At 40.8% G+C, this 19,775-nt stretch carries 14 protein-coding genes; 4 read left to right on the plus strand and 10 right to left on the minus strand.

Annotated features, from left to right (window positions below; genetic code table 11):
• The first annotated feature begins 178 nt into the window (after window positions 1-178).
• Entirely contained in the window at window positions 179-2,599 is a 2,421-nt protein-coding gene (locus BLT_RS0117705; RefSeq protein WP_017729081.1) for a S8 family serine peptidase, read from the plus strand.
• Window positions 2,600-2,706: 107 nt separating this feature from the next.
• On the opposite strand, the gene tnpA is transcribed toward BLT_RS0117705, so the two are convergent.
• From tnpA to BLT_RS0117730, 5 genes are all read right to left on the minus strand, one after another.
• The gene (gene tnpA, locus BLT_RS0117710) at window positions 2,707-3,162 is read right to left on the minus strand and encodes an IS200/IS605 family transposase (RefSeq protein WP_017729082.1); all 456 of its coding nucleotides are present in this window, start codon (window positions 3,160-3,162) and stop codon (window positions 2,707-2,709) included.
• A 227-nt stretch (window positions 3,163-3,389) separates the two neighbouring features.
• Window positions 3,390-5,273 (minus strand): PTS fructose transporter subunit IIABC, encoded by a 1,884-nt coding sequence (locus tag BLT_RS0117715; protein WP_017729083.1) that lies wholly within the window; start codon window positions 5,271-5,273, stop codon window positions 3,390-3,392.
• Window positions 5,274-5,278: 5 nt separating this feature from the next.
• The gene (gene pfkB / locus BLT_RS0117720) at window positions 5,279-6,199 is read right to left on the minus strand and encodes a 1-phosphofructokinase (RefSeq protein ID WP_017729084.1); all 921 of its coding nucleotides are present in this window, start codon (window positions 6,197-6,199) and stop codon (window positions 5,279-5,281) included.
• A complete protein-coding gene (locus tag BLT_RS0117725) occupies window positions 6,196-6,951 on the minus strand; it encodes a DeoR/GlpR family DNA-binding transcription regulator (RefSeq protein ID WP_026105187.1) in 756 nt (251 codons plus the stop codon). Before BLT_RS0117725 ends, pfkB begins: the two co-directional genes overlap by 4 nt.
• Window positions 6,952-7,264: 313 nt before the next feature.
• A complete protein-coding gene (locus tag BLT_RS0117730; protein ID WP_017729086.1) occupies window positions 7,265-9,175 on the minus strand; it encodes an ABC-F family ATP-binding cassette domain-containing protein in 1,911 nt (636 codons plus the stop codon).
• A gap of 239 nt (window positions 9,176-9,414) precedes the next feature.
• Between BLT_RS0117730 and BLT_RS24775 the strand changes: the two genes are divergently transcribed.
• The gene (locus BLT_RS24775; RefSeq protein WP_017729087.1) at window positions 9,415-9,546 is read left to right on the plus strand and encodes a hypothetical protein; all 132 of its coding nucleotides are present in this window, start codon (window positions 9,415-9,417) and stop codon (window positions 9,544-9,546) included.
• Between the two features lie 566 nt (window positions 9,547-10,112).
• Window positions 10,113-10,370: a GNAT family N-acetyltransferase gene (locus BLT_RS25030; RefSeq protein WP_081599691.1), complete on the plus strand. Its 258-nt coding sequence runs from the start codon at window positions 10,113-10,115 to the stop codon at window positions 10,368-10,370.
• Window positions 10,371-10,519: 149 nt separating this feature from the next.
• Here BLT_RS25030 and BLT_RS0117740 read toward each other — a convergent pair whose 3' ends face one another.
• Window positions 10,520-12,661 carry a PAS domain-containing sensor histidine kinase gene (locus BLT_RS0117740; protein ID WP_017729088.1) on the minus strand — a complete coding sequence of 714 codons (2,142 nt, stop codon included), beginning with the start codon at window positions 12,659-12,661 and terminating at the stop codon, window positions 10,520-10,522.
• A 318-nt stretch (window positions 12,662-12,979) separates the two neighbouring features.
• Window positions 12,980-14,302, minus strand: coding sequence for a polysaccharide biosynthesis protein (locus tag BLT_RS0117745; RefSeq protein WP_017729089.1), 1,323 nt, complete (start codon window positions 14,300-14,302; stop codon window positions 12,980-12,982).
• A gap of 168 nt (window positions 14,303-14,470) precedes the next feature.
• Here BLT_RS0117745 and BLT_RS0117750 point away from each other — a divergent pair, with 168 nt between their 5' ends.
• Complete coding sequence (locus BLT_RS0117750; protein WP_017729090.1) at window positions 14,471-15,184, plus strand: class I SAM-dependent methyltransferase; 714 nt, start codon at window positions 14,471-14,473, stop codon at window positions 15,182-15,184.
• A 140-nt stretch (window positions 15,185-15,324) separates the two neighbouring features.
• Here the strand turns inward: BLT_RS0117750 and BLT_RS0117755 are convergent, their stop codons facing one another.
• From BLT_RS0117755 to BLT_RS0117765, 3 genes are all read right to left on the minus strand, one after another.
• Window positions 15,325-15,888 (minus strand): FAD-dependent oxidoreductase, encoded by a 564-nt coding sequence (locus tag BLT_RS0117755; RefSeq protein WP_017729091.1) that lies wholly within the window; start codon window positions 15,886-15,888, stop codon window positions 15,325-15,327.
• A gap of 139 nt (window positions 15,889-16,027) precedes the next feature.
• Window positions 16,028-17,866, minus strand: coding sequence for an ABC transporter ATP-binding protein (locus BLT_RS0117760; protein ID WP_017729092.1), 1,839 nt, complete (start codon window positions 17,864-17,866; stop codon window positions 16,028-16,030).
• Entirely contained in the window at window positions 17,847-19,589 is a 1,743-nt protein-coding gene (locus tag BLT_RS0117765; protein ID WP_017729093.1) for an ABC transporter ATP-binding protein, read from the minus strand. The genes BLT_RS0117760 and BLT_RS0117765 overlap by 20 nt, the downstream gene beginning before the upstream one ends.
• Between the last annotated feature and the right edge of the window lie 186 nt (window positions 19,590-19,775).

Below are 19,775 nucleotides of genomic sequence, written 5' to 3' on the forward strand. Positions count from 1 at the left end.
TTGTTAAAAGGATTCCTCTGATACATAGAGAATATTTTCTTCAGCTGTTCTAAAATTTTGGCATAAAAAGGAGGTTTCTGTGAGAAATGCTGTTTCTTGACGCACAGCAGTCATGAGTTGTTCGATTTTTCCACATGGAATGGAAGCCTTACGTAAAAAAAAGGAGTGATTGAAAGCAATGAAGTATGCATATCTACATAAGGTTGTCTTGTTTTCTCTTATTTTCCTACTCTCGTTTTCAGGGTTTACTTCAGCGGCTGCTAATACAACAAGTGGACCACCTGAGCTTGCTCCATTGTATGGAGAAATTGATACGTCAAATTTTCTTGAAAAAACCGTAATTGTTGAGCTAAAAGAAGAATCATTAATTGAAGCTAAGCACAGAGGAAAAAATCAAACGAAAGAAAAACTCAAACAGGAAAGAAGGCAAGTAATTGAAAACGTTCAAGCCTTGACTACTACCAGTGAGGTTGGTCAGGAGTATGACTATGTTTTCTCTGGATTTTCTGTTGCCCTCCCTGCGAATGAAATTCCTAGCTTACTCACAGTTGAAGGGGTTAAGGCCGTCTACCCTGACGTTACGTATCAAACCACTGCTGTTGATGAAGGAAAACTAATTGAAGCGGATGCTTTCAATCCAAATATGCTCGAAAGTGCTTCTTTCATCGGTTCTAATACAGCATGGGAGGCAGGATTTACTGGCCGTGGCGTGACCGTAGCTATTATCGACACAGGTGTTGACTATACACACCCAGATCTTCGCCATGCTTTTGGCGACTACAAAGGATGGGATTTTGTCGATAATGATAACGACCCTCAGGAAACGCCTGTTGGTGATCCTCGAGGTCGACAAACCAATCATGGTACCCATGTTGCCGGTACGGTAGCAGCAAACGGATTAATTAAAGGCGTCGCACCTGAGGCGAACCTCCTTGCATATCGTGTCCTTGGCCCTGGCGGAAGCGGGACAACAGCTAATGTCGTAGCAGGAATTGAGCGTGCAGTTCAAGATGGTGCTGATATTATGAATCTATCACTAGGAAACTCATTAAATAACCCCGATTTTGCTACGAGTATTGCCCTAGATTGGGCGATGGCGGAAGGAGTTGTTGCCGTTACGTCTAACGGCAATAGCGGGCCGAACAACTGGACGGTGGGCTCCCCAGGAACATCTCGTAGTGCCATCTCTGTTGGTGCAACCCAACTTCCTTTTGATGTATATCATGCAAGTATTTTTACTTCAGAAGGCGTAAATTATCCGAGCGCAGAAGTAATGGGGTACAGTTCAGCTGATGATTTACTTGCCTTAAGCGGCAATGAGTACGACATTGTCTATACAGGACTCGGTTACCCGGAAGATTTTGAAGGAATTGATTTTGAAGGAAAAATCGCCCTTATCCAGCGTGGGGAAATTCCATTTACAGAAAAAGCGATTAATGCAGCCAAAGCTGGGGCAGTCGGTGTTATTCTTTTTAACAATGTTGCTGGTGTCCAGCCAACAATTCCTGGCATGAAACTCCCAACGGTAATGCTGACACGTGAAGACGGAGAGAAAATGTTAGCCGAGCTAGAAGCAGGTAATAACACAGTGACATTCACCTTTAGCTTTGCTCAACGGGTTGGGGAAACGGTTGCAAACTTTTCATCTCGTGGACCTGTTATGGGAACATGGATGATAAAACCTGACGTGGTTGCACCAGGTGTAAACATTACAAGCACGGTTCCAACCCACCAATCAGAAGAACCTCACGGATATGCTGCCCTTCAAGGGACAAGTATGGCCTCCCCTCATGTAGCTGGAGCTGCCGCTCTTCTACTTGAAGCGCATCCACGTTGGGGTGTGGATGAGGTGAAGGCGGCTTTGATGAATACGTCTGAGACGCTAACAAGCCCAAATGGTGAGCGCTATGCTCATAACACGCAAGGTTCTGGAAGTATTCGGGTTCCAGAAGCAATCAATACAAAAACGCTCATAACACCTGGCAGCCATTCTTTCGGAACGTTCACAAAGAAACACGGACGTCAAACCGAACGACAATACTTTACGATTCGTAACCTTTCAAATGAACGGAAAGCGTACTCGTTTGATGTAACGTTTGTTGGAAACCCAGAAGGTATTAAAGTCAATACAAGCAATAATCTTCGCGTTCAACCGAATCGTACACAAAAAGTAAACTTTAATGTTCAAGTTGACACAAGCAAGGTAGAACCAGGTTATTATGAAGGCACCATAACTATCGGCGATGGCATAGAAACGATTGAAGTGCCCACCATTCTATTTGTTTCTGAACCAGATTATCCTCGCATAACTAGCTTTGGATTTGATGTCAATAATCAGGATAGGACATTTACCGGTAGCGCATACCTACCAAATGGAGCCGAACGATTTGGTTTATGGATTTATTCCGTTGAAACATTTGAATTTGTAGGTGAGGCTGCTGTTACAAAAAATACACCTCAAGGCTTTTATGATTTCACGTGGGACCTAACATTGAATGGTAAACCTCTGGCATCTGGCCAATACCACGTTTTTGCCTATGCCACAAAGGCTGGTCAACTAGATTATCTGTACGGAGGGGAACTGACTGTTGGTGAATAGTAAATATCCGCCGGTAGAACCGGCGGGTTTAATTTCGCCCTATAAGGGCACTTTACCGACAACCCCCTAAAGGGGACTCGAAATTGACCGTCAACCGTTCACTTCTATTACTTATCTTTAAATGGATCGACGTACTCTCTCTTCGTCATTTGGTCGCGTAATCGATCCTCCGCTTCCTGATTACGTATATAATTCTCTATCGTTTTTTGATTCAATCCTACAGTACTCACATAATATCCTTTTGCCCAAAACGTACGATTCCCATGGTTATACTTTAAATTGGCATGCCGGTCGTGGATCATTAACGAACTTTTTCCTTTTAAATAGCCCATAAAATGTGACACAGACAATTTAGGTGGGATTTTCACTAACATATGAATATGATCCTTCATCGCATGTGCTTCAATGATTTCGACATCTTTCATTTCACATAACCTTCTGAGAATAGCACCTATATCTTTTCTCAGTTTTCCATAAATGACTTTTCTTCTGTACTTTGGTATGAATACGATGTGATACTTACAATTCCATCTTGTGTGTGATAAACTATTGTCACTCGACATGAGTAGATCTCCTTTCGTTTTTTAGAAGTTGGTTTGACGGCCATCTTCTATTATAACGATTGGAGATTTTTTCTGTCACTTTACCACTCTAGAAGTTTTATTTTCACACGTGTAGAACACGTGGTTTTAAACCCATATAATCAAAAGTCTGGCTCAAATACTCTGAGCCAGACTTTTCCCTTTTTGTAAAACTAAATAGGATGGGATCCTCCTACCGCTTTCCTCAATTATTGTTGGGCATCTTTTTTCAAGAAGCCTAACATAAGAGCCGTAATGATTGCACCAATTAATATGGCTAGGATATAAAGCCAGGCACTTCCGTAAACAATTGGAATGACGAAGAGTCCGCCATGAGGTGCAGGTAAGCCAACATTAAACAGTGCCGTTAGTCCGCCAGCTACAGCAGAACCGACAATAATGGACGGAATGACACGACCAGGATCAGCGGCAGCAAACGGAATGGCACCTTCTGTAATGAAAGAAAGCCCGAGAACATAGTTCGTCTTCCCAGCGTCTTGTTCCTGCTTCGTAAATTTCTTTTTAAAGAACGTCGTCGCAAGGGCAATCCCAAGCGGTGGAACCATCCCGCCTGCCATAACAGCAGCATGAGGACCATAGTTTCCAGCATCGATCATAGCGATTCCAAACGTAAAAGCCGCTTTATTAATCGGACCACCCATATCTACCGCCATCATACCACCAAGGATAATTCCAAGAATCAGCATATTCGTTGTCCCCATACCGCCAAGCCAATTCTCAAGTCCAGTATTAAAGGTTGATAACGGGCCAACAAGCCATAGCATAATCATACCTGTCGCAAAAATATTAAGCACAGGGTAAAACAAAATCGTTTTGATTCCATCTAACGTTTGTGGTAAATTCTCAAGCAGTTTTTTTACACCAAGAGCCAGATAACCTGCTAAAAAGCCTGCGATTAAGCCACCAAGAAAGCCCGCTTCACCTGTTGCAGCAATTAAACCACCAATCATCCCTGCAGCAAAGCCTGGTCGATCAGCAATACTCATAGCAATAAAGGCTGCAAGAACAGGTATCATTAACCCGAATGCATTCCCTCCACCGATCTCCATGAGCATCGCCGCAAAGGCATTATAATCTGGAGAGTCTGGATTCGCCGATTCAATTCCAAACATAAAGGAAATCGCGATTAAAATACCGCCCCCGACAACGAAAGGAAGCATGTTTGAGACACCATTCATCAAATGCTTATAAAAGCCAACCCGAGGTTTCTCTGTTCTCTCCGATTCAATACTTCCGTTTCCCTTACCTTGCCCAGCTTTATAAATCGAGACCTCTCCAGACAACGCTTGCTCAATAAGCTCTTTTGGTCGACGAATCCCGTCTGTCACACCAACTTGAAGCACCTTTTTACCCGCGAAACGATCCATCTCGATTTTCGTATCGGCGGCAACAATAATTGCATCCGCTTCTTCAATTTCTTGAGCTGTTAAACGGTTTTTCACACCACCTGATCCGTTGGTTTCAACCTTAATTGATACACCTAGCTCTTTTGCTTTCTCCTTTAAAGCATCTGCAGCCATATACGTATGGGCAATTCCTGTTGGACAGCCTGTAACAGCTAACACTTTTCCGCTTGAAGCAGTAACCGTTGTCTCTTCTTCGTTATCTTCCTGTTGCTCTGCTTCTTTGTGATCGATGGCAGCCAAAATTTCTTCCAAAGAAGTAGCTTCCAGCAATGTTTTGCGAAACGCTTCATCCATCAAAAAAGTGGATAGACGTGAAAGTGTTTCTAAATGCTCATTGTTCGCCCCTTCGCTTGCAGCAATCATGAAAAACAAGTGGCTCGGTCGCCCGTCAAGAGATTCGTAATCAATCCCCTCTTTTGAGCGTCCAAAGGCAATTGCTGGTGTTTTTACAGCTGCTGTCTTAGCGTGAGGGATCGCAATCCCTTCCCCTACTCCCGTTGTACTTTGGGCTTCCCTTGCTAAAATGGCCTCTTTGTATTGATGACGATCGTTTAATCTACCGGCTTCGTCTAGCTTCAGAACCAATTCATCAATGACATCTTCCTTTGACGCTGCGCGTAAATCAAGAATCATTGTATCCTTCTTTAATAACTCAGAAATTTTCATTTTCCTCACCCTTCCCCTAGCATCGTTATTTTCGTTTGACCTAGTAGACTCTCGATTTTTGACCTCGTACAAAATCCATCAGAAAAGGCTGTAGCACTTCCAGCTGCAATAGCGTATTGAAAAGCTTCGGGAACAGAAAGCGCTGCAAGTCTAGCAGCGATATAGCCTGCTACGGTTGAGTCTCCTGCACCCACAGAGTTTCGCACCGTTCCTTTTGGTACATTTGCAACATAAAGACCGTCCTTTGTCCCAAATAATGACCCGTCTCCTGCAAAGGATACGAGAACATTTTCAACACCTAATGCTAAAAGCTCTTTCACATGAGGAACTGCTTCTTCTATGCTTGCAATCGACTTACCTACTAATTCTTCAAGCTCATGGTGATTTGGCTTGATGAACGTTGGCTTCGCATGAATGGCTTTCTTTAACGCTTCTCCACTCGTATCTACAACAACCTGAGCTCCCTGCTGTTTTCCTTGTTGGATGAGCGCCTGATAGATCGAGCTTGGTAGACTCGAAGGCACGCTCCCTGCTAGTACGAGCACATCCTCTTTCTGTAAATCAGTTAATTGCTCAAGAAGTGCCTCTACATGTTGAGGTTCAATGGTTGGTGCCATTCCGTTAATCTCTGTTTCCTCTTCTCCTTTTACTTTCACATTAATTCTTGTATCCTCGTTTACCTCAATAAATGAAGTTCCAATTCCTTCTTTTTCAAGCATTTTTTTTACAAAGGCTCCTGTAAAGCCTCCAATAAAACCAAGCGCTTGACTGGAATACCCTAGCTCTTTTAATACCCGGGAAACATTAATTCCTTTCCCACCTGGTACCTTTCGATCTTGTGTGGAACGATTGACATGACCGAGCTTTAAAGAATCTGTTTGAATGATATAGTCAATGGATGGGTTGAATGTCACGGTGTAAATCATGCTGTCACCACCTTTACTGTTGTCCTTTGTTTGTATTTTTCTAGATGAGATTGATCAGTTTCTGCACTAGTAATAATGGTTGCTTTATCTAGCGATGCAAAATGGGAGAACGCTGTTTCTCCGAATTTTGTATGGTCAGCAAGTACGAAGCTCTCTCTCGCTAGCGAAATGGCCGTTTCCTTCACAAACGCTTCCTGGGGGTCAGGAGTTGTAAAGCCGTCTTCCAATCCGATTCCATTTGTTCCAATAAACGCTTTATCAAAACGAAATGTTTGCAGCATTTGAACCGCATGCCTTCCGACAAACGCTCTCGTACCTCTCTTTACTGCCCCGCCTAGCACATATGTTTCAATATCATGCTCTATAAGGGCGGATAAGCTATCTAAGCCGTTTGTTACCACCACCACTTTTTTGTTCGTTAAAAAAGGGATCATTTCAAAGGTCGTTGTACCAGCATCTAGAAAAATACAGTCTCCTTCTTCCAAGATGTCGGCTGCTTGTTTGGCGATAAGCTGCTTTTCATAATTGTTTTTGACTGTTTTCTCTGCAACGGTCGGCTCTTCTGAACGGCGTTGCAATGCAGACGCACCACCATGAATTCGCTTCAATTTGTTTGCGCTTTCAAGTTCAGTCAAATCACGACGGATTGTCGATTCAGACGCTCCTGTTTCTTCAACAAGCTCATGAATGGTCACAACTTTTCGTGCTTTTACCATCGATAAAATGAGTTCTTGGCGTTCAACTGTTAGCATCATCCACACCCTCTTCAATCTCTTACTAAAAGTATAAGTGTTTTTTCAATCAAAATCAATCAAAATTAATTATTAATAATCAAAAACATCCAAAATGAATCATCCCCTTCATAATTGTTTTCGCATTTATATATGATTCTCTTTTTAGAAAACATAGCATCCACATTGATTAAACAATCATTTGTCTTTTCGCCACTCCCTCATAGCCCAAACCTTCGTTACTGTAATACCGGGACCTTCAGATTCGTAACTTTATCGAACAACACCCGTGTTAAAAAACGCGCAAAAAAGACCCTGAGCTTTTTTCAAGGCCTTAATCAAGCTTCTTACTATCGTTTGCCGCGTCTTCCATTAATAGCGAAAGCTCCGTCCAGCGTTCAATCGCTTCCTCAAGTTTCTTCTCGACAGTCTCTTGCTCTGCATAAAGCATTTGAATACGGCCAAAGTCACTACCAGCTTCATGAATCTCTTTTTCTAACTCGTCTTTTTTCTCTTCTAAGGCTGTTATTTTACCTTCAATTTCATTCCATTCTTGCTGCTCTCGATAGGAGAGCTTCTTTTTCTTTTCCTTTTTACGTGGCTGCTCTGTTTCCTTTTCCTTTGTAGCGAAAGCTTGCTCTGCCTGTTGTTGCTGCTTGTGCTCCATATACTCGCTATAGCTTCCTTGAAAGCGGGTAATACGTCCATTTCCTTCAAAAACAAGCAAATGGTCCACCACTCGGTCAAGAAAGTAACGATCATGGGAGACGGTTAAAACAACACCTGGAAATTGATCTAAATAGTCCTCAAGAACTGCCAAGGTTTGCGTATCAAGATCATTTGTTGGTTCATCAAGAAATAATACATTCGGCTCTCCCATCAATACTCGTAGCAGATAGAGCCTACGTCGCTCCCCTCCTGAAAGACGACGGATATACGTCCATTGCATCGAACGAGGGAATAAAAATCGCTCTAGCATCTGTTCAGCTGTAATCGTTTCACCTTTTGAGGTATGGACAATCTCAGCGACTTCCTTAATGTAATCAATCACCTTTGCGTTCTCGTCCATCTCTTGGTCACCTTGAGTATAGTAGCCAATTTTCACCGTTTCCCCGATTTCAACCTCGCCGTAATCCGGCTTTGCTCGTCCAGAAAGAATCGATAGCAGGGTTGTTTTTCCACTCCCATTTGGACCTATGATCCCAAGTCGTTCCCCTGGGACGATTAGATAATTTAAATCCTCAAAAAGATTCTTTCCTCCAAACTTCTTAGAGATTTGCTTTAACTCAATCACTTTTTTACCAAGTCGAGTTGAACCAATTGCAAAATCAACATCACCGCGGACTGTTGGAGCGCTCTGGTCTTGAAGTGCCTCTACTCGCTGAATTCTTGCCTTCTGCTTGGTTGTTCGTGCTTTTGCACCTCGTTGCAGCCAAGCGAGCTCACGTCGGAGGAGGTTCTGCCGTTTTTCTTCACTTTGTTGTGCCTGAATTTCCCGATTTGCTTTTTGTGCAAGAAACATCTCATAATTCCCTGCATATTCATAGAGCTTTCCACCATCAAGTTCATAAATATGATTCGTCACACGGTTTAGAAAGTAACGATCGTGAGTGATGACGATAAAAGCTCGGTTATACTGGGCAAGAAACCCTTCAAGCCACTCAATGGTGTCATGATCTAAATGGTTGGTCGGTTCATCTAAAAGGAGTAAATCGGCGGGTTGGATAAGCGCTTTGGCAATAGCCACTCGCTTCTGTTGTCCACCTGAAAGAATTCCTACTTTTTGAGAAAAATCAGTAATACCAAGCCGTGTGAGCACTGTTTTTGCAACAGTTTTCGCTTCCCATGCTTCTGCTTCATCCATTTTTTGTTGCATTTTTAATAGGTTTTCCTGAAACCGTACATTCTCTGGTTCAGCTTCTAATTGAAAAAGAGCTTGCTCATATCCGCGCATGACTTTCATAATGGTCGCATCACCATAATAAATCTGTTCGAGTACGGTTAACTCTTCATTTAGGTTTGACTGCTGAGGAAGGTATTCAATTTGAAACTGATTGGCATGAATAAGCTTACCTTGCTCCATTCCTTCCATTCCGGCAAGCACCTTCAATAAAGTTGATTTTCCTGTTCCATTGATTCCAATAAGACCAATCTTTTGCTTTTCAGCAATTGTAAATGAGAGATGGTCGAACAACACTTTCTCACCGTATGTTTTAAATAGATTTTCAACTTGTAAAATGCTCAATCCTACTCATCCTTTTTCAGGTTATGCTTACTTTTGAATGTTTCTATTTTACTCTAGAATGGTCGAAAAAAGCGAATTCATCGTTTCCTTTTATTACTATCACTTTGCTCCTACTAGCCAGCACTCTATTCATTAATTTTTAGTAAATTAAGACTATTTTTATAGATTTCGGTATAGTTTTTGTCATGACAGGGTACTCTTCTACCAAGCTAGTAAATAAATAAAAGGGAGTGTTAAATATGACCATGCAACAATACATCGAATCGTTAAATGAATTACTTGAAGAGGCAAAAAATCAGACAGCGGACGAAGAATTAGTAACCTTGTTTGGACAAGCTCTCTTAAATAATGAAAATAGCTCCACTAATTAAAAAACAGTTTCCTTTACCATAATGATCTTTTATTCCATTTGCATATTGTAGCATATTTATAGGTTACCCTATAAAGCGTGGTGATAATGAAGAATCAATTGGTTGATAGATTGTCATTATAGCCTCCTATGTTTCTCTCTATATTTCTATTTTTATCAATTTGAAAAATAGTTAAAGCTTTAGTTAGAGGAAAGGGGCTGTCACATAACGAACGTGTATGATTGAAAATGCGAACGATGCACAGCCTTAGCGGAGGATATAGACGTAGACTCCTGCGGGATCAAAGGCAAGAGTGGGACCCCACAGTGCGAAAAGCACGAGGAGGCTCACCAGCCGCCCGCTGATAGCGAAGGATAGTTCCGAAGCAATTGCTATGCAGCAACGATCATGACGTTCGGAGTTCTCATCAATAAAAACTCTTTTGTCCCAGCCTCTCTCCTCGATTCTTTCACTTTTTATTTCCATTTTCATTTCTAATGTTATTGAACAGAGCAATCACATCGTCCATGACGAAAAGGGCTTCTTCAAGCTGTCCGTCAGTAATGACAATGGGCTTTAAAATGTGAATGATATTTCCATATGGCAGGACCGTTGGCTCGGTAAGAGGATATGAAGAAAACGATACATGCTATGTAGAACGATTAATGGTTCATCCAAATTATCAGAGAGTGGGCATTGGAAAAAAACTTATGCTTGAATACTTTCCGACTTGTCATCGTTTTGAATTGTACACAGGAGGGAAAAATTTAATCAACATTCACCTTTTTTTCACATATAAAGGAACCTGTGTCCGCTTGAAAGGCGACAAACTCTCAATTCCCTAAAAGATTAGAAAAACTTAGCTTTTCGCTAAGTCCTCCATAGGGAAAGCCTTCGTTGCAGTTATACGTAGATGTCGATAAACTCAGGTTGAAAGAACGTACAAAAACACCCTTCCATCCTTTTCGATGGAGAGGGTGATATGCGTGGTTTCCTACGCTTCATCTTTTGGGAGCTCAATATACACGGTTGTTCCTTTTCCAACTTCACTTTCAAAGTAAATGCTGCCTTGATGCTTTTCGATGATTCGAAAGCTTACCATGAGGCCAAGTCCAGTCCCTTTTTCTTTCGTGGAATAGAACGGCTCACCTAAGCGGCTAATTCGTTCTTTTTCGATTCCTTGCCCCTCATCCTCGATCTTCACAACGACCGAACCTTTTTCATCCTCATAAAGTTGAACCGTGATCTTCCCTCCATTAGGCATAGCCTCCGTGGCATTTTTTAAGAGATTCACAAAAACCTGTTTCAACTGATTTTCTTCACACATGACAGGTAGGACTTGATTTGGGGAATGTGTTTCGATTTGAATGTTTTTCAAATTGGCCTGTGTTTCAAATAAATCGACCATTCGTTGGAAAATCTTTCGTAAATCCTTACGCTCTCGGTGTTCAACCTGGGGCTTTGCTAGAAATAACAGTTCGCTAACAATTACATTAATCCGCTCCAGTTCTGACAGCATAATTTCAAAGAAATGCTTTTCATCATGGTTCGGTTCAATAAATTGCAAAAACCCTTGAATGCTTGTTAATGGATTGCGAATTTCATGGGCGACACCAGCTGCTAGCTCCCCAGCGACTGATTGTTTATCCGTTTTTCGAATGACATCTTCCGCTAGCTTACGTTCAGTCAGATCATTAGCTACACACAGAACTTGCTCAACGCTCCCTTTTGAATTAATGAGTGGGATTTTCGTTGTTTGCATCCAGCGTATATCTCCATTATGATTCTTAAACCATTCCTCGTGGTTAAACAGCTCTTTTTGAGAGCGAAAGACCTCTTGCTCTTCGTCTTCATGCTTTTTAACTTGCTCAATATCCGGATTAACCATCTTTTCTGTCTGATTTAAAAAGTCTTCAACAGAAAGACCATAAAAGGATGACATTGAATGATTGACAAAGGTATACCGTCCTTCTCGATCCTTCGCATAAATAAAATTCGGGCTAAGGTTTACAACATTTCGTAAAAATTCCCGTTGTTCCAATAAAAGCTGCTCTTTTTCTTCAAGAGAATTTTGTGCTTCCTCCATATAGGCAGTCATCACATTAAATCGCTTGGAAATTTGTCCAACCTCCGTTTTGTCCGTTTCAGCAATGCGATAGTGAAAATTCCCTTTCGCTACTTGTTCAACTGCTTTTGAAAGCTTTTGCAATGGCTTAATGATTTGTTTCGCATAAAGAGCCGTAAAAATTGATAAAAACAAAAAGGATACCATTGAGAAAATTAATAAAGATTGTTGAAACGACTCAAAGTACACATACGTATAAGAAGCTGGTACTTGAGCCACAATGACCCAATTTAATACAGGAACATGCGTATAAGAGGCGTACATCTCTACACCTTCTGTATTAACAACCATTTCATAGCCTGTTTGGTGTGCTAACGCTTTTCGTACAACCTCATTCGAACGAGCCACATCTCCTATGCGATTTTTATCAGGGTGAGAAATGATCTGACCGTAGCGATCAACAATATAGGCATATCCATCCCCTAATTCAATGCTTTGAATAATCGAACTTAAAACAGAATTCTCCTCGATTCGCAAGGCAAGATTGACGACGCGCACCACTTCCTCAAACTCATCCAAAATCGGAATAGCAATCGCAATAATGTAGCGGTTACTGCCCGCCTGGAGAACATCACTGATATAAATTTCTTTCATTCGAACGGCCTCTTGAAAATATTGGCGATTACCTAAATTATAATGTTGAATGCTAGATAAGTCCTCAGGATAATAACCAATAACATTCCCTTCTCGGCTTATAACAGTGCCGCTATCAATAAAAGTTGATAGCTTTACAATATCTTCAAGTTCCTTTGTTAACGTGGCTGTATCTTCTTCTTGGAAAAATTGTCGGTTTTGAATATGGGTTCCAAGAACTTCAATATCGGTCAAAATGTTTTCAAGCTGAGCTTTTAATCTTAACACCGTTTCATCGGTAATTTGTTTATATTTGTCTTTTGCGATTTCTGGAAGGGTGTTTTCAGCTTTGAAAAGGATAAGACTGATGAGCGCAAGCATTACGACTAAACTAACCGCATATATCTTCCAAAAAATAGATGATTGTAATGTTTTCATGCTTTCACCTAACTATCATTCGGTTGTGTCCATTTTATTTCTGCTCCCTAAGCTTATCACTTTTTCTTACTCTCGTGCTTGAAAGCTGCCAATCAATTTGAAATAACTCTTTCATTTTCTCGAAATAACAGTAAAAAGGAAGTGAATATTTCATAAAAAGGGGATAATTAACTATTTAACCACACATCTGTTAGCTTCCTCCGTTGTTTTTTCTCATCACCTGTTAATTGATTCCACTTTCCGCGCTGGGTTCTTCGTTCGTACAATTCCTTCTCAGTTTTGATTATTTTTCAATGCCACCTACAGCAAAGTAATTTTTTAGCGCACGTCCGAAAGTCTCCAGCTTAAAGGTTCACTCATTTTATGACGGATCGTTAAATAATGCATGAGAGTGAGCAACACAGCCCCTGTATTCATACCAATAATGATACCATCCATCTGAAGCCTTGGCATTGACCCTAGCACAAACATGAGAATAAAGGAAATGGTTGTTGCCCAGACAGAGTGAAAAAACGCATCCTTTACCATCCCGAGTCCAATTAGAAATGCTTGCATTGGGATGACAAAGAAATGAAAAAAAAAGTAAGGGACGAGCAGCTTTAAATAGACAGCAGCTGGCGATGCTTCAAAAAAGAGGTTTGTTAATGAATCTGAAAAGAAGTAAAACACGGCAATAGACGGAACTGCATATATAAAGGTAATGAGCATAATTTTTTGTAGCAGTCGCCAAAGCCCATCTATATCTTTTTTCGAATAGGATTCCGAAACGGTGGGAATCAGAATAATTAGAAGGGAATGAGCAATAAATGCTGGAAAAAAACCAATCGTAAATGCGACCCCAGCAAGCTTACCATACTGAATCATCGCCATTTGTTCAATCATTCCCGCACGAACGAGAGCCTCTTTAATCAAAAAAGGCTTAATCGCAAAGGAAGCTGCATGAAAGATTCGCAATCCTGTAGTTGGTAAAGAAACGGCTAACAATGTTTGACGAACTGTCTTTCCACTTATCGGAGTATAAGGCTGGCTCTTCAATTTCTTTGCTGCTACGAAAAAGTTTGCAAGCAAATATAATAACACAACTAGCTCTGTTGCGATCAACGTACACAGGGCAATAAAAATGGCAAGCTCTGTCTCAAAACTAAAAAATTGATAAACCATAATGAGTAAAATCAATTGAACAGCTCTGCGCAAAAAGTTCGCAATTGCGATTTTACCCATGTGTCGTGCTCCCATAAAGTATCCTCTTGCAATGGAAGAAAAAGAGATAATCGGAATAAGCAAGAGAAGGCCCCAACGAATCATAGGGTGGTAATCGTCAAACACAGGTAAGATGGGCAAAATAATCAGGGCGACCAGAATACACGCAACCGTAAAAGCGGCTGTTAATCGAACAGTGTGTTGTAGCATGCTTCTATGATAGATCTTTTCTCTTTCAGCGATAAACTTCGATACAGAAATCGGCAGCTCCATACTCGCAATCACAACAAGGAATACAATTGTCGGCAATATGGCCATATATAGACCTAGTCCTTCTTCTCCCAATTCCCTTGCAAGTACCATGTTTACTAGAAACTCTAAGCATTCTCCGATAAAAGCTACAACAATTAACAAAGTCGCTCCTTTTACAAAGGTATTCATGTAGTCTCCCCTTCTCTTCATCATTCTTTTCTATTTCTATGAGACAAGTTCGGAGATTATTTGAAAAATGTATTTTTACGCCTGATTCCCTCTTTCGTTTTATATGCAAGCTCGAATTAAAAAAAGCTTCATATACTATTTTATCTCACAGTAGGGGGGAGATTTCGTTTGTCTTATCTTGAGTTATTAGCAAAGCTCGGTGTTGGAAGTGCACATCCTGGTGGCTTTTCCTTAACGAAAAGAATTTTGAAAAATGAGCAGATTCAACCAGGTTCAACAGTACTCGATGTAGGCTGTGGAACAGGGAAAACAGCGTCTTTTTTAACAACGATTTATGGCTGCAAAGTAGAAGGAGTTGACATCCATCCAGTCATGATCAAAAAAGCAAAAGAACGATTTCTTAAGGAAAAACTGAATATACCAGTTACAAAAGGAAACGCAGAACAGCTTCCTTACCAAACAGAAACCTTTGATTTTGTTGTAGCTGAATCGATCACACTTTTTACAGATATGTCTCAAGCAATTCCAGAATATGCACGAGTGTTAAAAAAGAATGGGGTGTTATTAGCCCTTGAAATAACGGCAGAGCCTACTCTTTCGAAAGCTGTACAAAAAGAAATAAGCAGTGTTTACAACATCAAACGTATCCCAACAGAAGAAGAATGGCTACAAGCATTTAGAAGCGGAGGGTTTTCCAAGGTTACAGTTACCGAAAAGGGCGGGGTAGAACCCCCAACACCCAATCTTGATGAAGAAGAGTCAGAGTTCTCCCCTTCTATTTATATCGATCCACACCTATTCACTAGCTTTCAACACCATCAGGAAATCATTCAGAAGAACAAAAAACAGCTTGGTTACCGCGTGTTTCGAGCGGTTTTATAAGAGAATGACTAACTTTATTTGAGCACTCCAAAAAACCCTTTCTCGATGAAACGAAAGGGTTTTTTGGGTGACTAAACTAATTGACTAGAAAGTAAAGAAGCCCAAGGAAAAGGATCTCTCTCCGCTAATTAGCTTCATTATTATTTTTGTAAGACATCGTGGTCTACATAGCGTTCGCCGTTAATCTCACTAATCACATTGATTGCCACACGTGCCCCATCACCAGCTGTAATGATGGTATGAACACTTACACCTGCAACCGTACCTGCCGCCCAAATATTTTTTTTGTTCGTTTTACCGGCAGCATCAACCTTCACAACCTTATTAATTCTTGGTTCACTTCCATCTGTCGTTTCAACCTCAACTTTTTCTGCCAGCTGTGTTAGGGCACCTGTCGCTAAGATAATATGCTTAGCTTCGTATGTACCTTCTTCTGTATACACCGTATACCCTTCACCGTTAGCTTGTATATCCGTAACATCTTCCTTCTTTAATTCAGCACCAAACTTTGTCGCTTGATTTTGTCCGATTTCTAGTAATGCTGGACCTTCAATTCCTTCAACGCCATAATGATTTTCAACCCATGCTCTTGCTGTCATGCTCTTTCCATGATCAAAAAATACCGTTTTCTTCCCTGCTTTTGCTGTCAATAACGCAGCGCTTGCTCCCGCTGGTCCAGCACCAATAATTGCAACCTCATACATCTTCATTGCACCCTTTCTTTTCAATTATTTTATATGATTCATCTCCATCATATAAAAAATTTTGTTTATTTTGAAATCATTTGCTTAGACTTTTACACATAAAAAGTTTTCCCTACTTACATAGCCATTAATCGACCATTTAAACCATACTCTCTCCAAGCGTTCTTTCCCCCCCTTTCCGATTACGTAGACCATAATAAAGCCCTTTGTCCTTCAATAACTGCTCATGCGTTCCTCGTTCAATGATTTGTCCCTCTTTAAGAACCAAAATTTGATCTGCTTGTTGAATTGTATTTAAGCGATGAGCAATCACAAAGCTTGTTCGTCCTTTCATTAATCGCTGCAACGCCTCTTGAATTTTCATTTCCGTCACCGTATCTATACTACTTGTCGCTTCGTCTAAAACTAAAAGCGATGGGTTCGCAAGGATTGCCCGGGCAATTGAAAGCAATTGTTTTTGCCCTTGGCTAATGCCACTGCCGTCCTGTTTGAGCATTGTATCATATCTGCGAGGAAGCCTTTGTATAAACGAATCAGCATTCGCTAGCATTGCTGCGTACTCCACCTCTTGATCTGTGGCATTTAATCGGCCGTATCGAATATTTTCTCGAATCGTCCCTTCAAATAAAAACGAATCCTGTAGGACGAACGCCATATGAGAGCGCAGGCTCTCACGCTGAATGTCCTTCACATCAACCCCATCAATTTGTATTTGTCCACTATCTACATCATAAAACCGAGACAAGAGATTGATGATCGTTGTTTTTCCTGCACCTGTTGGTCCAACAAGAGCTACGGTCTCTCCAGGTGAAGCATGAAAGCTCAAATTGGAAACCGTTTTGCTTTCCTCCCCATATGAAAATGAAACATCTTGAAAAACGACCGTTCCTTTTATTGAAGACACTTCCTTTGCACTGCTTTGATCCGTTTCTTCTTTTTCATCTAATACTTCAAAGACTCTTTCAGCTCCTGCAACCGCTGAAAGGAGTGTATTAAATTGATTGGCTAAATCATTGAGCGGGCGAGTGAACTGCCTTGAATATTCAGCAAAAATAACGATCATCCCAATTGTCACCACTTCATTTACTGCCAAGATTCCACCGATTCCTGCGATGACTGCAAAGCTTAAATTGTTCAATAAATTCATTAGCTTTGGGATAAAACCAGAATATGTTTGTGCCCAAAATCCTGCCCCTTTTAAGCGTTCGCTTTTTTCAAGAAAATCAGAAACGACCTGTTCTTCACGTGAATACGTTTTGACAATTGGTTGACCAGTGATCGTCTCTTCGATATAGCCATTTAAGTCCCCTAAATGGCGCTGCTGTTCTTTAAAAAACGTACTTGTACGCCTTGTGATCCACTTCATGCCAAAGACCATTAATGGTACAACAGATAATGTAATCATTGTTAAAAGGGGACTTAGCCACAGCATGACAGCTGTCATGCCAATTAACGTAAGAACACTTGAAAAAATTTGAATAACCGAGTTATTTAACGTCGTACCGATATTCTCAATGTCATTAGTTACACGACTCATCAGCTCCCCATGCTGTCGTTTATCAAAATATGGAATCGGAAGCTTGTGCAAATGGGCAAAAAGCTGTGTACGAATCGTGAAAATCGTTTTTTGAGCAACACCAACCATCCAAAAATTTTGTAGCCAAACAGATGCCGAGTAAAACAAATAAATCAGTAGCAACCCTATTAACAAACGGAAAAGTCCGCGTGGATCTGCTTTGACTAGGTACTCATCGATGGCTGTTCCAATTAAAAAGGGACCAAGCAAGCTTAGAAAGGAACTAAGAACTACCAATAAGAATACAAAGGATAACTGTCCTTTATATGCTGCAAGATACATCCAAATTCGTTTTATCGTACGAAGCCAATCTTTCGCTCTTGGTTTTTTCTTCCGACTTTCTTGTTGAGGGTTAATGGGAATTCGCTTATACAAAAAGGGTTTAGTGAGTGGATTGGACATGGGAAAATGCCTCCTTGCCAAATTGGGAGCGATAGACCTCTTGGTACAAACGTGAATTTCTTAATAAGTGTTCATGGCTGCCTTGCCCAATGACACGCCCTTCCTCTAAAAAGATAATGGTATCCGCCTGCATTGCGGTCTCTAATTTTTGTGTAATGACAATCGTTGTACACGAATAGGTAGACAAAGCCTCGATTAATCGTGCTTCTGTTTTTAAGTCAAGGGCACTTGTACTGTCGTCAAGGAGCAAAATTTTTGGTTGACGAACCAAGGCCCTTGCAATGGAAAGGCGCTGCTTTTGTCCTCCTGACATGTTGACTCCTTTTTGACCAACTTTTGTCTCGTATTGATGTGGAAGCTTCTCAACCGTTTCATGAATTTGCGCATCTTTTGCTGCTTTGATGATTTCCTCCATCGTTGCATCACTTTTTCCCCAGGCAATGTTCTCTTTAATTGTTCCTGAAAAAAGCAACGACTCTTGAGGAACATAGCCAATTTTATCTCGTAAGCTTTTTTGTTCCAGCTTACGAATGTCGTTCCCATCAATCAAAATTCGGCCAGCTACTGGATCATACAGACGGGGAATTAATTGAAATAAAGTGGATTTTCCCGAGCCGGTAGCTCCTAATATTGCAACCGTTTCTTTTGGATGAACAACAAACGAAATGTCCTCCAGTACATATGTCTCCATCTTTGGATACTTGAAAGAAACGCGTTCAAACTCAATCGCTCCTTCTTGTATGTTTACAGCCTCAGCTGCACCTTCTTCATCTACAAGATCAATCTCTGTATTTAATACCTCTGTAATCCGCTCAGAGGAGGCTCTTGCTCGCGAAAAGACAATAATAATCATGGAAAATACAGTCAATGCAGAGGTCGTTCTTGTCGCGTAGTTAACAATCGCTACCACCTCACCCACATGAGCACCGCCAGCTTGGACTTCGAAGCTTCCAAACCAAAGAACAGCCATAATGCTTACATTCATGAGCAATAATAAAAGTGGCATCGTCACTTCCATCCAGCGAAGAGCTCTGACTGTTTTTTCCTTTAATTCCTCATTTGCTGCTGTAAAACGAATGCCTTCATGGTTTCTTCGCAAAAAAGCCTTTATGAGTCGCATTCCCATTAAATTTTCACGTGTTACCTGATTTACACGGTCTAGCTTTTTCTGAACTTGCGAAAAAAGGATTGTTCCTTTTCTCATCATCCAAATTAAAAAAATAGTTAATAGAGGGACAGTACATAGTAAAATAAGCGCAAGACGGGCATTGACAATGAATGCCATCGTCATCCCACCGATGACGATTAAAGGTGCACGCATCATAATACGCAAGCTCATGAAGATCGTATTTTGAATTTGCGTTACATCATTTGTAAGCCTCGTGATAAGCGAGGAGGTGGAAAAACGATGAAAGGTCGTAAAGGAAAAGGTTTGAACCTTCTGATAGATACTGCTTCGTATATCAAACCCTGCGCTTTGGCTCACATGTGCTGCATAAAAAGAGTTGAGAATACCGGCCAATAACGCAAGAAACGACAAAGCGAGCATGATGCTGCCCCATTGCATCACAACAGCTATGTCTCCTTGCATAATTCCGTCATCAATGATTCGTGCTAACAATAATGGATGGACGAGCTCTACCGCAAGCTCGATAAGCATAAGAGCCAAAGCGATTACCATTGGAACCTTATAAGGCTTTAAAAAAGAAAACACATTCGTCATGGACGCCTCCTGGTACATTTATGCACGTTAAAAAACATTTTTGACAATGGTTATGTACTTACCATTTAGATAATCGAAAGAATTAATAATCATAATTTTAACATCATTTTGACTATTTTGTGTAACCTCTTTTTTTAAACCTACATATGACTATTTTTTTTCTACAAATAGCAAAAAAGGCGCCTT

Origin of the sequence: Halalkalibacterium ligniniphilum (assembly GCF_000334155.1) — a bacterium.
In the GTDB taxonomy this organism is placed as follows: Bacteria; Bacillota; Bacilli; order Bacillales; family Bacillaceae_D; genus Halalkalibacterium; species Halalkalibacterium ligniniphilum.